The organism is Brevundimonas sp. PWP3-1b1 (assembly GCF_049896065.1).
Classification (GTDB): domain Bacteria; phylum Pseudomonadota; class Alphaproteobacteria; order Caulobacterales; family Caulobacteraceae; genus Brevundimonas; species Brevundimonas intermedia_B.
The window spans coordinates 1971633-1986137 of the sequence record NZ_JAFCTO010000001.1 but is presented as its reverse complement, the minus strand read 5'-3'; the positions used below and the strand labels follow the sequence as shown (position 1 = coordinate 1986137).

At 67.2% G+C, this 14505-nt stretch carries 14 protein-coding genes and 2 tRNA genes; 9 read left to right on the top strand and 7 right to left on the bottom strand.

Going from position 1 to position 14505, the window contains the following annotated elements; all coding sequences use genetic code 11:
* Entirely contained in the window at positions 1-396 is a 396-nt protein-coding gene (locus tag ACP69V_RS09815; protein WP_426023662.1) for a type II toxin-antitoxin system VapC family toxin, read from the bottom strand.
* Complete coding sequence (locus ACP69V_RS09810; protein WP_426023661.1) at positions 393-644, bottom strand: type II toxin-antitoxin system VapB family antitoxin; 252 nt, start codon at positions 642-644, stop codon at positions 393-395. Before ACP69V_RS09810 ends, ACP69V_RS09815 begins: the two co-directional genes overlap by 4 nt.
* Positions 645-759: 115 nt before the next feature.
* Here ACP69V_RS09810 and gltX point away from each other — a divergent pair, with 115 nt between their 5' ends.
* Positions 760-2109 carry a glutamate--tRNA ligase gene (gene gltX, locus ACP69V_RS09805; RefSeq protein WP_426023660.1) on the top strand — a complete coding sequence of 450 codons (1350 nt, stop codon included), beginning with the start codon at positions 760-762 and terminating at the stop codon, positions 2107-2109.
* 16 nt (positions 2110-2125) lie between these two features.
* Here the strand turns inward: gltX and ACP69V_RS09800 are convergent, their stop codons facing one another.
* Positions 2126-2419: a CC_3452 family protein gene (locus tag ACP69V_RS09800; protein ID WP_426023659.1), complete on the bottom strand. Its 294-nt coding sequence runs from the start codon at positions 2417-2419 to the stop codon at positions 2126-2128.
* 105 nt (positions 2420-2524) lie between these two features.
* Entirely contained in the window at positions 2525-3130 is a 606-nt protein-coding gene (locus ACP69V_RS09795; RefSeq protein ID WP_426023658.1) for a TIGR00730 family Rossman fold protein, read from the bottom strand.
* A 123-nt stretch (positions 3131-3253) separates the two neighbouring features.
* On the opposite strand from ACP69V_RS09795, the gene ACP69V_RS09790 reads away from it, so the two are divergent.
* Positions 3254-3973, top strand: coding sequence for a hypothetical protein (locus ACP69V_RS09790; RefSeq protein ID WP_426023657.1), 720 nt, complete (start codon positions 3254-3256; stop codon positions 3971-3973).
* A gap of 193 nt (positions 3974-4166) precedes the next feature.
* On the opposite strand, the gene ACP69V_RS09785 is transcribed toward ACP69V_RS09790, so the two are convergent.
* Positions 4167-4241: transfer RNA gene (locus tag ACP69V_RS09785), tRNA-Asn, on the bottom strand.
* Positions 4242-4304: 63 nt separating this feature from the next.
* Between ACP69V_RS09785 and ACP69V_RS09780 the strand changes: the two genes are divergently transcribed.
* Positions 4305-5117: a TrmH family RNA methyltransferase gene (locus ACP69V_RS09780; RefSeq protein ID WP_426023656.1), complete on the top strand. Its 813-nt coding sequence runs from the start codon at positions 4305-4307 to the stop codon at positions 5115-5117.
* Positions 5118-5165: 48 nt separating this feature from the next.
* Here the strand turns inward: ACP69V_RS09780 and ACP69V_RS09775 are convergent.
* Positions 5166-5239: transfer RNA gene (locus ACP69V_RS09775), tRNA-Cys, on the bottom strand.
* 118 nt (positions 5240-5357) lie between these two features.
* On the opposite strand from ACP69V_RS09775, the gene ACP69V_RS09770 reads away from it, so the two are divergent.
* From ACP69V_RS09770 to ACP69V_RS09750, 5 genes are all read left to right on the top strand, one after another.
* Positions 5358-6005, top strand: coding sequence for a protein-L-isoaspartate O-methyltransferase family protein (locus ACP69V_RS09770; protein ID WP_426023655.1), 648 nt, complete (start codon positions 5358-5360; stop codon positions 6003-6005).
* A gap of 140 nt (positions 6006-6145) precedes the next feature.
* Positions 6146-7681, top strand: a complete 1536-nt coding sequence (locus ACP69V_RS09765; protein ID WP_426023654.1) for a TolC family outer membrane protein — start codon at positions 6146-6148, stop codon at positions 7679-7681.
* Positions 7682-7845: 164 nt separating this feature from the next.
* Positions 7846-8454, top strand: a complete 609-nt coding sequence (locus ACP69V_RS09760) for a DUF2497 domain-containing protein (RefSeq protein ID WP_426023653.1) — start codon at positions 7846-7848, stop codon at positions 8452-8454.
* A gap of 117 nt (positions 8455-8571) precedes the next feature.
* Positions 8572-11310, top strand: a complete 2739-nt coding sequence (locus ACP69V_RS09755; RefSeq protein ID WP_426023652.1) for a valine--tRNA ligase — start codon at positions 8572-8574, stop codon at positions 11308-11310.
* 151 nt (positions 11311-11461) lie between these two features.
* Entirely contained in the window at positions 11462-12193 is a 732-nt protein-coding gene (locus ACP69V_RS09750; RefSeq protein ID WP_426023651.1) for a TlyA family RNA methyltransferase, read from the top strand.
* 183 nt (positions 12194-12376) lie between these two features.
* Here the strand turns inward: ACP69V_RS09750 and ACP69V_RS09745 are convergent, their stop codons facing one another.
* Positions 12377-13054, bottom strand: a complete 678-nt coding sequence (locus ACP69V_RS09745; protein WP_426023650.1) for a glycine zipper 2TM domain-containing protein — start codon at positions 13052-13054, stop codon at positions 12377-12379.
* A 205-nt stretch (positions 13055-13259) separates the two neighbouring features.
* Here ACP69V_RS09745 and ACP69V_RS09740 point away from each other — a divergent pair, with 205 nt between their 5' ends.
* Positions 13260-14504 carry a class I SAM-dependent RNA methyltransferase gene (locus ACP69V_RS09740; RefSeq protein ID WP_426023649.1) on the top strand — a complete coding sequence of 415 codons (1245 nt, stop codon included), beginning with the start codon at positions 13260-13262 and terminating at the stop codon, positions 14502-14504.
* Position 14505: the final 1 nt, after the last annotated feature.

The window sequence follows — 14505 nt, the reverse complement described above, 5'->3', positions numbered from 1 at the left end:
TCAGGCGGAAAGAGCCGGGATCACGTCAGTCTGGCCGAAGTCGTCGCCCTTGAACAACAAGGGGGCGTCGCTTTCCTTGGCCAAGGCGTAGGCGAAGCAGTCGCCGAGATTGAGCCTCGCGGGCGTGCGCTTGCCGAAGTCTCGTTCGGCGCCTGCGGCCAGAGACGCCGTGCGTGATGTGGCGGGGGCAATCCGTATCCCCAAACTTGCGATCACGAGATCCAGATCCGCGACGCCGGCCTCACCGCGCAGTGCTCTCAGACGCGTTGCCGCTTCCCAATAACCGACAGGCGACATGAACAGGTCTGTTTCACGCGCCATGAACCGGCGGAACGCCATATCTTCCGGTTCTCGCAGAAGCACCGCCACCAAGGCGGAGACATCGACCACGATCATTTGGGCAGGCCGTCTTCGTCGTAGATGTCATCGTCCGTGAGTAACGGGCCGATGATCGGCAGGCTGTTGAAATGGGCGACGATTTGTTCGACTGCGGCGAGTTTGGCCTCGATTTCAGCCTCGCGTCTGGCGACCAGCCGTTCGTCTCGCTCTCGGACCATGTCCTCGACCAGATCGGTAATGGATTTGCCTTCAAGGCGTGCAAGTTCGCGCAGCCGCTCGGCGACTTCGGGCTTTCGGATTTGCACAGGCGCATTCATGACGGATGCAAATCTATCATGACGTCCCGCTCAATCCACCCGCGCCTTGACTTCGCCGGGTTGCGGGGTGACCTAGCCGCCTCGCTTTCAAGGTCTCTATCGTATGTCCGTCAAGGTCCGTTTCGCCCCGTCTCCCACGGGTAAGCTGCACGTCGGCAATGTCCGCACCGCCCTGGTGAACTGGATGTTCGCCCAGAGCGCCAAGATCGGGGGGCAGGGCGGGTCGTTCGTGCTGCGGATCGACGACACCGACTTGGCGCGCTCCACGCCCGAGTTCGAACAGGGGATCGAGGACGATCTCACCTGGCTGGGGATGCTGTGGGACGAGCGTTACAACCAGTCCAAGCGGTTTGACCGCTATGAGGAGGCCGCCGCCAAGCTGAAGGCTTCGGGTCGGCTGTATCCCGCCTATGAGACCGCCGACGAACTGGACCGCCGCCGCAAGGTGCAGTTGTCGCGCGGCCTGCCACCGATCTACGACCGCGCCGCGCTGGAGCTGACCGAAGACCAGAAGGCCGCCTATGAAGCCGAGGGCCGTCGCCCGCATTGGCGTTTCAAGCTGGAAGGCAAGCGGGTCGCCTGGGAAGACCTGGCGCGCGGTCATGCCGAGGTGGATACGGCCTCCATGTCGGACCCGGTGCTGATCCGCGAGGACGGCCTGTTCCTCTACACCCTGCCGTCGGTCGTGGACGACATCGACATGGCCATCACCCACATCATCCGGGGCGAGGACCACGTCACCAACACCGGCGCGCAGATCGAGATCTTCGAGGCGCTCGGGGCCTCGGTCCCCGGCTTCGCCCATATGCCGCTGCTCGTCGGCGCCGACGGCGCGGCCCTGTCCAAGCGACTGGGTTCGCTGTCGATCAGCGACATGCGCGACCAGGGATATGAACCCATCGCCATCACCAGCCACCTGGGCCGCATCGGCACATCCGATCCGCTGGAAGTCGGCGCCTCGGTCGAGGCCCTGGGTCAGAGCTTCGCCTTTTCCAAGATGGGCCGGTCGCCGGCCCGTTACGACACGGCGGATCTGGATCGGCTGAACGCCCAGGCTCTGCATGTGATGGACTATGCGACGGCTCAGCCGCGTCTTCAGGCGCTGGGCGCCGATCTGGGCGAAACCTTCTGGTCTGTGGTGCGCGGCAACCTGACCAAGTTCGCCGATGTCGTTGAAATGGCGAAGATCGTCCAGGGGCCGGTACAGCCGGTGATCGAGGACGTCGCCTTCATCGAGACGGCGCTGCGTCTGCTGCCGGACGTGATCGACGAGAACGCCTGGTCGGCTTGGACCTCGGCCGTCAAGGCCGAGACCGGCGCCAAGGGCAAGGCGCTGTTCATGCCGCTGCGTCTGGCGCTGACGGGCCAGCCGCATGGGCCGGACATGGCGGCCATGGCGCCGCTGATCGGTCGCGAGACCATCCAGCGGCGTCTGAGAGGCGAGGCGGCCTAAACCGCCTCGACCGGGATCAGGCGTTGCAGACGGCCAGTTCTTCGGCGCTCAGTTCCACGCCCTTGTAGGAGAAGGCGGTCACGGGACCGAACTTCTGAACCACGCGACGGCAGGCGCGCGTTGCAGGTTGCGGCGTGCCGCCCGACGCGGTGCAGGTTGCGCCTTCGCAAGACCAGCGCGCGCCGTCGATGATGGTGGCGCGGGCGGGCGCCGAGGCGGCGTCGACCAGGGTCAGGCTGGTGGCGGCAGGGGCCTGGGCGACGGCCGGAGCGGCGACGAACAGGGCGGCGGCGATGAGCAGGGCGCGCATGGAAAACTCTCCGAAATGAAGAACGGCGTCGTGCCGCTGCGCCCCCATGTCAGTTTTCCATAAAAACTGTCAATACGTAGTCGCGCGAATATTAGCGTCGATCACTTACCGCTGATCATGTTTCAGCTGCGGCACGTCGCCGCCAGCCTGAACCTGGGCCATCGCCTCTTCGACGGTGTCGGCGACGGTCCAGGCGTCGAGGAACGAAGGCGGGGTCATGCCTTCCTCGACGCTGTGCTTCATCAGGGCGAAAAAGCCGTTCCAGAAGCCGTTCAGGTTCAGGAAGACGACCGGTTTGTGGTGCAGATCCAGCCGCTTCCACGACAGCAGTTCGACGACCTCTTCCAGGGTGCCGATGCCGCCGGGGGCGACCACGAAGGCGTCCGACTGATCGTACATCAGCTGTTTGCGCTCGTGCATCGAGGTGACGACGACGGTCTCGACCTCGTCGAACAGGCGTTCGCGGCTGCGCAGGAAGGCGGGCATGATGCCGACGACCCGGCCGCCCGCGTCATGTGCGCCGCGCGCCGAGGCCCCCATCAGGCCCACACCGCCGCCGCCATAGACCAGCCGCCAGCCGGCCTCGGCCGTCGCCTTGCCGAAGGCGTAGGCGGCCTCGGTGTAGGAGGGATCGGCGGTTTCGGAGGCGCCGCAGAACAGGCAGACGGAAGAGCCGTCGAACGGCAGGAACGAAACGGGGGGCAGGGACATGGAGCCTCGAAGAAAACGAATACCGGATCTGGCCATGGCCAAACCGACGGCGCTCAAGCTAACACAGGCTCAAGCCGCTGGGTCGCCAGTCCTATATCGTAGAGGCGAAGGATGAAACGTCGGATGATCGTCGCGTGTGTCGCGGTCCTGGCTGCGGCGGCCTGTTCCGACCCGCGGGGCGGCGTGGCGGGGCCGACGGGGGCGGACGAGGCATCGCCCTGGGTCCGGCCGCCGCTGATCGACGGTGTGGCACGTGATGGCGGGGTGCTGGTCGTGCGCGGGGCGGCGGGTCCGAATGCGCGCGTCGTGCTGCGTGCGCCGGGTGCGGCAGCGGTGGCCGCCAGCGCGGATGGGGCGGGCCGATTCGAGCTTCGGCTGCCGCCCCTGCACGGCGATGTGCGGTTCACGCCCGAGGTGCAGGTGGGCGAGGACGCGGCCGTCTCGCCAGAGACATTGGTGGTCATCCAGGGCGGGGCGGGGCCTGTCGTGCTGATCGCCGCAGGCCAGCCGACCGTTCGTCTGGATGGCGCGGGCGGGCTGGACGCCGTGGACTCGGACGGGGCGACCCTGATGGCTTCAGGCCGCACCGACGGCGCCGCGCCTGTGGTGACGATCAACGGGGTTTCCGCGACGGCTGCGCCTATAGGGCGAGGCGGGTGGCGCGCCATGGCGGGACCAATCGGCGCGACGACGATCACCGTCGACGGGCGGAGCTTTGACTACCCCGGTCCGGGCGGCGCGGCGGGCTTTTCCATCGAGCGCGCTGGCCAGGGATGGCGCATCAGCTGGCCTGTCGCGCCCAACGGTCGTCAGGCGGCCTGGCTGCCGGATCAGGCGAATTAAGATTTTGGCAACCAATTCGGTTAACGAAAGGGTCGTCCTCAGGGACAACCATCACCGAACCTTTTGCAGCCCGGCGCCCGCGTCGGGCTTCTTTTTGTCAGACGGTCAGAGGCGTCGTCGAAAGCTGTCGTCAGGGGAGGGGGCATGGGCGTGATTGGAGAGCAAAACGCTCGATCCAATCATTCGCCCCGAGTGGCTCCGCGGGTAGGATTCGAACCTACGACCAGCCGATTAACAGTCGGCTGCTCTACCACTGAGCTACCGCGGAACATGCTCGGGAGGCGGGCCTATAGCAGCGGGTGTTCGGATCGTGCAACGGGTAAATGAGCAAATGACCCCGATAATTATCGACGATCTCGAAGACCCGCGTGTTGCGGCGTATCGCGACATCCGCGAGCGTGATCTGACGGGCCGGCAAGGCCTGTTCATCGCCGAAGGGGAGGTGGTGGTGCGTGGGCTGGCGTCGGCGGCGTCGCGCTGCCGGCCGTTGTCGCTGCTGCTGGCCGAAAAGCGCGTGGCCGCGCTGGACGACGTCATTCAGACCTTGCCGCCTGGAACGCCCGTCTATGTCGCACGCCAGCCTGTGCTGGATCGGATCGCCGGATTCGAGCTGCATCGGGGCATATTGGCCCTGGGCGAAAAGCCTGCGCCGCCGGCGCTGGCCGAACTGCTGGCGGATGTGAGGCCTCAGGATGTGTTCGTCGTCGCCAGCGGCATCGGCAATCACGACAATATGGGCGGGCTGTTCCGGAACGCCGCCGCCTTCGGGGCCAAGGCGGTGTTGCTGGATGCGACTTGCTGCGATCCCTTCTACCGCAAGGCCATTCGCGTCTCGGTCGGGGCCGTGCTGCGTACGCCGTTCGCCGTTGCCGAGGGCGAGGTCATCGTGGATGCGCTGCTACAGGCGGGCGTCGAGGTGCTGGCCCTGACGCCGTCGGCGACGGAGCGTCTGTCGGATTATCGGCGCACGGGGGCGGTCGCCCTGGTGCTGGGGTCGGAGGGGCCGGGTCTGCCGCGAAAGCTGATCGACCGCTGCCGGCCCGTCGGCATAGCCATGGCGGGCGGATTCGATTCGCTGAACGTCGCCGCGACCAGCGCGGTCGCCCTGCATCATCTGACCACGACGGCGCTGGCGCGGGGCTGAAAACGCAAAGGCCGCCCCGAGGGGCGGCCTTTGTCCGTGTCATCGCGATGGAGGCCTGACCGGGAATCGAACCCGGGTGCAAGGATTTGCAGTCCTCTGCGTCACCACTCCGCCATCAGGCCGCTTTTTTGTCCCCGATTTCTCGGGGGCGGTCATCGCGAGGGGCGTTCGCTATCAGATCGGATTGTCCGCTGCAACGCACGGACCTATAAGCGCGCGAGTTTTCCTCCCGGATTATCGTTGAAGGCTGCCCTACAGATGGATTTCACCGCCGAGCGCAAGGCTATGGTCGACTCGCAGGTGCGGGTGAACGACGTGACCGATCGCGCCATTCACCTGGCCATGATGGCCGTACCGCGTGAATCGTACTGCGCGCCCGACCGCGCCTTCGCCGCCTATTCCGAAGAATCGGTGGTCATCGCCGGCGAGCGTCGCCTGATGCCCGCCCGCGACGTCGCCAAGCTGCTGCAGGCCGCCGATGCGCGGACAGGCGAGAAGGCCCTGGCCATCGCCGCCCCTTACGCCGCCGCTGTGCTGGCGCGCATGGGCGTGAGCGTCACCGCCCAGGAATCGGACGACGCCGTTTTCGCCGTCGTCGGCGAACCCTTGGCGGCCGAGGGCGTGACGACGGTCGTCGCGCCGCTGGCCCAACCGGCCGGTGAAGGCTGGGACCTGATCATTTCCGAGGGCGGCGTGCAGAGCCTGCCCGAATCGTGGGGCGCCGCTCTTCGTCCCGGCGGCCGTATCGTTGTGGTCGAGCGTCGCGGCGCCATCGGCAAGGCGGCCCTGTATGTGCAGACGCGCGAAGGCCTGTCGCGTCGCGAACTGTTCGATTCGTCGCCGTCGGTCCTTGCCGAGCTGACGCCGGCCCCCACTTTCGCGCTGTAAGAAACAAGGGACGCATGGTTGCGACGGAAATCCCGTTCGCAACCGTGAAGAAAACTTAACTGGCGTGTGGTTCGGTCAGGCCGCAGTTACGCTTGAGAAAACATTCGGGCGTTCCTCGGGGCGTCAGGCAAGGACGGACAATGTTGAAACGCTCGCGTGTGCTGGCTTCGGCCGCAGTGGTCGCCGTGATGACCGGACTGGGTGCGCCTGCCTGGGCAGAGACGCTGCAGGACGCGATCGCCCTGGCCTATCGGACCAATCCCAACCTGCTGGCCCAACGCGCCAACCAGCGCGCGCTGGATGAGACGGTGGTCCAGGCCCGCTCCGGCCTGCGCCCGACCCTCAGCGCCTCGGTGGGCGTGGATTACACCCGCAGCGACTTCCCCACCGTGACCCAGTTCGTGGACACCAACGGCGACGGCGTGCCGGACACCCAGGTTTCGTCCTCCTCGTCGGAAACCGACGGCGCGAATGTGGGCGTCAGCCTGAGCCAGAATATCTGGACCGCCGGCCGCACCTCGCGCGCCATCGACCAGGCCCGCGCCAGCGTCCTGGCCGGCCGCGAGAACCTGCGCGAGATCGAACAGTCGGTCATGCTGTCGGTCATCCAGGCCTATGTGAACGTGACCCGTGACATGGAAATCCTGCGAATCCGCCAGGAAAACCTGACCGTCCTGCAGCGCCAGCTGGAAGAGACCAGCGCCCGCTTCGAGGTCGGCGAGATCACTCGCACCGACGTGGCCCAGGCCGAGGCGTCGCAAGCGCAGTCGGAAGCCGATCTGGCCAATGCCCAAGCCCAGCTGTCCACCTCGCGCGCCGCCTATGCCGCCGTCGTGGGCCAGTCGCCTAGCGATCTGGAAGCCGCGCCGGCCCTGCCGGCCGTGCCCAGCGACTTCGACGTCGCCATCGAGACCGCCCTTCAGCGGAATCCCGGCGTGCTGGCCGCCACCTATACGCTGCAAGGCGCAGAGGCGGCCGTCGCCGCCGCCCGCTCGGAATATCTGCCGTCTGTTCGCGCCACCGCTTCGTATGGCGGTTCGACCAACGATCTGGGCGACCTCGGCGAACTGGCCGACCGTCGCAGCTTCACCGCCGGCGCCACCCTGTCGGTGCCGCTGTTCACCGGCGGTCTGAACCGTTCGCGCGTCGCCCAGGCGCTGGAGCGCGCCAATGCGGCCCAGATTTCCATCGAAGGCGAGCGCCGCACGGTGCTTCAGGACGTCAGCTCGGCCTACGCCCAGGTCCTGTCGACCCGCGCCACGGTATCGGCAGGCAGCGAGGCGGTTCGCGCCGCCTCGGTCGCCGCCGAGGGCGTGCGCCAGGAGGCCCAGGTCGGTCTGCGCACCACGCTGGACGTGCTGAACCAGGAACTGGCCCTGCGGAACTCGCAGACCTTGGTCGCCAGCGCGCGCGCCGCCGAATATGTGGCCCGCGCCTCGCTGCTGGCCGCCATGGGTCAGCTGGAAGGCCCCGCGCTGAACCCCTCCATCGACGCCTATGATCCCGCGACCAACTACGATCAGGTCAAGGGGCGCGGCGGTCTGCCCTGGGATGGCGTGATCGAGACGCTGGACCGCGTGGCCTCGCCGCCGATCGTCGCCGCCGCCGACGCCGCCGATGCGCCGATCGACACGCAGCTGAAAGGCGAGGTCGTCCGCACCGCGCCGCAGAACTGACGACCGCCGAATACGGACTGAAACCGCCCGTTGATTCCGACGGGCGAAGATGCGACGACAAGGCATAGGCGCCCAACGATCCGTCGTTCGGCGCCTGACCCTTTCGCGGCGTGCGGCCTAGTCCGTAAGCCAACTTCTTCCCAGGCCTCGCCCAAGGTTGCGCCATGACCGATCAGTCCGCCCAGGAACCGACCATGGAAGAGATCCTGGCGTCGATTCGCCGGATCATCTCCGAAGATGACGCTCCGGCCGAGACGCCCGCCGCAGCTGCGCCTGAAGCCACGCCTGAACCTGTGCCCGAGCCGCTGGCGGCCGAGACCATCTTCGCCGCACCCGTCGAGCCGACGCCGGAACCCGCAGCCGTCGAGGACGACGTGCTTGAACTGACGGACCGCTACGAAGCGCCGGCCGAAACCATCGGCGACCTGGACGTGGTCGAGCACACGCCCGAACCGTATCAGCCCGAGCCGGAACCCGCGCCGCTCTATGCCGAATCGGCGCCCGAGCCTGCGCCGTCCTATGACACCCTGGTCGGCGACAGCGCCGCCGCCAGCGCCGCCTCGGCCTTCGCCGGCCTGGCCGCCTCCTTCAAGAAGCCTGAACCGGCGCAGGCCGCGTCGGGCGACCTGCCCTTCGTCAGCGGCAACACCGTCGAGGCCATGGTCGCAGAGATGCTGCGCCCCTTGCTGAAGGACTGGCTGGACGCCAATCTACCCGCCATCGTCCAGGCGGCCGTACAAAAGGAAGTCGAACGCATCGCGCGCAGCGCCTAGCCCTTCGCTTCACCGCAGACTAATCGAAGGGCGGCTCCTGCTGGGGCCGCCCTTTGTCATTCGAGGCCCCGTGCGGCCGCGCCGCTTGCGCCGCACGACAACGATCAAAGAAGTCCCATGCTTGAGAAGACCTTCGAACCCCAGGCCGCCGAGCCCCGTCTGTACGCCCAGTGGGAAGAGAGCGGCCTGTTCGCGCCCCGCGCCGCCGCCGCGACCGACGGCGCCGCCGACGCCTATTCGATCGTCATTCCGCCGCCGAACGTGACCGGCAGCCTGCACGTCGGCCATGCGCTGAACAATACGCTGCAGGACATTCTGGCCCGCTATCATCGGATGAAGGGTAAGGCGGTGCTGTGGCTGCCCGGCACGGACCACGCGGGCATCGCCACCCAGATGGTGGTCGAGCGCCAGCTGGCCGCCTCCGGCAACGTCGGTCGCCGCGACATGGGCCGCGACGCCTTCATCGACAAGGTCTGGGAATGGAAGGCCGAGAGCGGCGGCGCCATCGTCCAGCAACTGCGTCGCCTGGGGGCCTCTTGCGACTGGTCGCGCGAGCGGTTCACCCTGGACGAGGGGCTGAACGCCGCCGTGCGCAAGGTCTTCGTGCAACTGCACAAAGAAGGCCTGATCTACCGCGACAAGCGGCTGGTGAACTGGGATCCGCATTTCCAGACCGCCATCTCGGACCTGGAGGTCGAGCAGCGCGAGGTGGACGGCGCCTATTGGCACTTCGCCTATCCGCTGGCGGACGGCGTGACCTACGAACACCCTGTCGCCTTCGACGAGGACGGCAAGGCGACGGAATGGGAGACGCGCGACTTCATCGTCGTCGCCACGACCCGGCCGGAGACCATGCTGGGCGACACCGGCGTGGCGGTTCACCCGGAGGATGAGCGGTACAAGGGCCTGGTCGGCAAGTTCGTGACCCTGCCCATCGTCGGTCGCCGCATCCCCATCGTAGCCGACGACTATGCCGATCCGGCCAAGGGCTCGGGCGCGGTGAAGATCACGCCGGCGCATGATTTCAACGACTTCGGCGTGGGCAAGCGGGCGGGTCTGCCGTCGCTGAACATCCTCGACGCGTTTGGCCGCATAACCGACATCGATACGCCGGACGTGCCGTCGGATTACGTAGGCCTCGACCGCTTCGCGGCGCGCAAGGCCATCGTCGCTCTGGCCGAGGAAGAGAGCTGGCTGCGCGAGATCGAGAAGACCAAGCACGTCGTCCCGCACGGCGACCGCTCCGGTGTGGTCATCGAACCGTGGCTGACGGACCAATGGTACGTCGACGCCAAGGTTCTGGCCCAGCCCGCGCTGAAGGCGGTGGAGCAGGGCGACACGGTGTTCGAGCCGAAGTCGTACGAGAAGATCTATTTCGAATGGCTGAGGAACATCGAGCCCTGGTGCATCAGCCGCCAGCTATGGTGGGGCCACCGCATCCCGGCCTGGTATGGCCCGAACGGCGAGATCTATGTCGCGGAGACCGAAGAGGACGCCCGCGAACTGGCGATGGCGGACTATGATTCCGAAGTCGCCCTGACCCAGGACGAGGACGTGCTGGACACCTGGTTCAGCTCGGCCCTGTGGCCGTTCTCGACCATGGGCTGGCCCGAGAAGACCGAGGATCTGGAGCGGTTCTATCCGACCAGCGACCTGGTCACGGCGGCGGACATCATCTTCTTCTGGGTCGCCCGGATGATGATGATGGGCCAGCACTTCATGGGCGAGGTCCCGTTCAAACGGGTCATCATCAACGGTCTGGTCCGCGACGAGAAGGGCCAGAAGATGAGCAAGTCCAAGGGCAACGTCATCGATCCCCTGGGCATCATCGACGAGCTGGGCGCCGATCCGCTGCGGTTCACCATGGCCATCCTGTCGGGCACGCGCGACATCAAGCTGTCGAAGCAGCGGATCGAGGGATACCGGAATTTCGGCACCAAGCTGTGGAACGCCGCCCGCTTCAGCCAGATGAACGAGGCGCGGCGCGTCGAGGGCTTTGATCCCGCGACCGTCGAGCAGACCATCAACCGCTGGATCCGCGGCGAACTGACCAAGGCCGAACGCGCCGTGTCCGAGGCTATCGAGGGCGGGCGGTTCGACGATGCGGCGGGCGCTCTGTATCGCTTCGTCTGGAACGTCTTCTGCGACTGGTATCTGGAACTGGCCAAGCCGGTGTTCAATGGCGCCGATGAAGCCGCCAAGGCCGAGACGCGGGCCATGACCGCCTGGACCCTGGACCAGACGCTGAAGCTGCTGCACCCGGTCATGCCCTTCATCACCGAGGAGCTGTGGGCCGAGCTGGGCAAGGAGGGGCCTGCGCGGGAAGGCCTGCTGATCGGCGCGGAATGGCCGGTGCTGCCTGACGGCTTCATCGACGCCTCGGCCGAGGCCGAGATCGGCTGGCTGGTCGATCTGGTCGGGGAAATCCGGGGGTTGCGGGCCGAGATGAACGTGCCGCCGGCGGCCAAGCCGCCGCTGGCGTTCGTCGCGCCGGACGCCGTGACCGCCGAACGGATCGCGCGACATCGCGACCTGATCCTGACCCTGGGCCGGGTGTCCGAGGTCGGGTCGGCGGAGGCCGCGCCGACCGGGGCGGTGACCTTCGTTTCGGGCGGATCGACGGTCGCCCTGTCGCTGGCGGGCATCATCGACCTGACCGCCGAACGGGCGCGCCTGGAGAAGGAAATTGCCGTCTTCGACAGCGACATCGGCCATGTGAACAAGAAGCTGGGCAACCCTAACTTCGTGTCGCGCGCAGCGCCCGAAGTGGTGGACGAGCAGCGCGCCAAGCTGGCCGAGGCCGAGGCGGGCAAGGTCAAGCTGCAGGCGGCGCTGGCGCGTCTGGCGTCGCTGTGAGCCCTTCTCCCCTCGGGGGAGAAGGCGGCCCAGAGGGCCGGATGAGGGGGGTGGTTCAGCTTGATCCCCTCGTTGATGTTCGGTCCGACTTTGGCAGCCCCCTCATCCGTCTCGCTCCGCGAGCCACCTTCTCCCCCGAGGGAAGAAGGGCGTGAGGACGCGGATCGATCAGCTTTTGGTCGCGCGCGGTCTGTTCGATAGCCGGTCCCAGGCGCGGGCGGCCATCGAGGCGGGGCTGGTCGTCGCCAACGGCGTGGTGGTGCGAAAGCCGTCCGAGCAGTTCGCAGACGACGCGGCGCTGGACGCCCAGCCCGCCCACCGCTGGGTCGGGCGCGGGGCGTTGAAGTTGGACCACGCCCTGACCGTCTGGCCCGTGGTGGTCGAGGGACGGGTGGTGCTGGACGTCGGCGCGTCGACCGGCGGCTTCACCGAGGTCTGTCTGGATCGCGGCGCCGCCAAGGTGTTCGCGGTCGATGTGGGCTTTGGCCAGATGCATGAGCGGGTCGCGGCCGATCCGCGCGTGGTCAGCCTGGAGCGGACCGATGCGCGCGACCTGACGCCGGATCTGATCCCGGAGGCGCCGTCGCTGATCGTGTGCGACGCCAGCTTCATCAGCCTGATCAAGGTGCTGCCCGCCGCTCTGGATCTGGCTGCGCCGGGGGCGGATCTGGTGACGCTGGTCAAGCCGCAGTTCGAGGCCGACGGTCCCGGTGGCGGCAAGAAGGGGGTGGTCAAGGATCCCGCCGCCCACGCCGCCGCCGTCGAACGTGTGCGGGACTGGCTGGAGGCGATGGGCTGGATCGTGCAGGCGACGACCGAGAGCCCCATCACCGGCGGCGACGGCAATGTCGAGTTCCTGTTGTGGGCAAAGAAGCCGGGCTAGACGTCAAGTCGCGCGAGGGCCGATAGCCCTCAAACACGGGCTCAAGTAGGCCGAAGGCCGATAGCCCACCAAGATGCGCTCAAGTCGCGCGAAGCGCGATAGTCCCAGAACAAAGAGAAACCGCCGGAGGACTGATCCTCCGGCGGCTCCCGTCACGTCGTCGATCGACAGGGGGGCTGAAAATTAATCGACGACGCGATAGCGGCCGTACTGGTCGGGGCAGGTGCGGACATATCGAGTGTCCGTGCGACCATCGGGCAAACGGACCTGGCTTTCGGCCAGACGGCATCCGTCTGAATTCTGATAGGATTCGACCGGGCGCGAGCGGTCGTCGTAATAGCCGCCACGGTCGTAGGCGTAGTCGTCGCGACGATCGTCGTAACGATAGCCCTGATCGCCGGTGTAGCGATCGTCGTAGTAGCCATAGCTCGGCTGGCTGTAGCCTTGGGCGTAGTAGCCATTCGAACCATAGCTGCTCTGGCCATAGCTGCTCTGGTAGCTGCGGCAGGCGTCCGAGCTGGATCGGCCGACCTGCGACCCGACCACGGCGCCGAGGACGCCGCCCAGGATGCTGCCTTCGGTGCGACGACCGCGCGCGGCCAGTTGCGAGCCGATGACGGCGCCCGCGCCGCCGCCGATCACTGCACCGGCGCCGGTACGACCCTGGCGTTCACGCGCGCAGGGGTCGTAGGACTGCTGATAGCCGCGCCCGTAGTTGTAGGATGGAGCATACGAGCCGGTGCCGTAGTTCTGGCTGTAGCCGTTGCCGTAATAGACTTGCGCCGACGCCGTGAGCGGGGCGGCCGTGACGCCGAGCGCCAGGGCGGCGACTGCGGCGAGCGATGTTTTGGTGAGACGCATTTTCCAAACCTCTGAGGACCGAACGGTTTCCGTCAATCGTTAACGGCAAAGCCTCGTGTCTCGTTGCAGAGAGATTTACCGCCGCGAAGCTGAACGGCAATTGATCGGCTCGTTCATATTCGTTCATCTTGCACGAGCCCGCGATGGCGTCCGCAAAACGCCGCGCGGGTTGAGAAGCAAGGGGCGCGCGGCTAGAAGCCCGCCGATGGATATCTTCACGATCGACCGCGTCGGCGGCCAGGGCGACGGCGTCGCCCAGACGCCGTCGGGGCCAGTCTTCGCCAGCCTGACCCTGCCCGGCGAAACGGTGCGCGGCGTGGTCGTGGACGGCCGGTTGGAGCAGGTCGAGATCGTCACCCCCAGCCGCGACCGGATCGCACCGGTTTCGCCGCAATATGGCGATTGCGGGGGGTGCTCGCTTCAGCACTGGTCCGAGGGACCGTATCTAGACTGGAAGCGTGAGCAGGTTCGGCTGACGCTGGCGCGCGAGGGGATCGAGACCGAGATCGAGGCGACGGTGGCGACGCCGCCCGGAAGCCGTCGCCGCGTGGCGCTTCACGCCCGGCGGACCCAGGATGGTCGCGTGGTGCTGGGGTTCAAGGCGCGTCGCTCGTGGCGGCTGGTCGAGGTGCGGGCCTGTCCCGTCGCCGATCCCCGGATCGTGGCGGCCATTCCGGCGCTGGCCGAGTTGGCCGCGGCCTTCTTCGAACATCCGAAATCCGCGCCGACCCTGCATGTCACCTGGACCCTGTCGGGGCTGGACGTCGATGTGACGGGGGTCGAGCGGCGCTCGGGCGGCGGGCTGTCGGCCGATGCTCAGTGGAAGGCCATCCAGGCGGCGCACCGGGCCGATCTGGCGCGGCTCAGCCTGGCGGGCGAGACCCTGGTCATGGCGCGTCAGCCCAAGGTGGCGTTCGGCCCGGCGACGGTCTCCCTCCCGGCCGGCGGTTTTCTGCAGGCCGTGCCCCAGGCGGAAGACGCGATGACCTCCCGCGCGGTGGCGGCGGTGAAGGGGGCCAGGAAGATCGCCGACCTGTTTTGCGGTGCGGGCGCCTTCACCTTCCCATTGGCGACGGTAGCGCCAGTGATCGCGGCGGACGCGTCCAAACCAGGCATCGACGCGCTGAAGGCCGCCGTCGGCTCGGCCAAGGGACTGAAGGCCATCACCGCCGAGGCGCGCGACCTGTTCCGCCGGCCGCTCAATCCATATGATCTCAAAGGGTGCGACGCCATCGTGTTCGACCCGCCGCGCGCCGGGGCCATCGACCAGACGGCGCAGATCGCGGATACGAAGGCCTCGGTCGTGGTCGGGGTGTCGTGCAACCCTCAAACCTTTGCTCGTGACGCCCGCGTGCTGATCAACGCCGGGTTTCGGCTGGAGACGGTCACGCCGATCGACCAGTTCCTGTGGTCGTCGCATGTCGAACTGGTGGGGGTGTTCAGGCGATGAC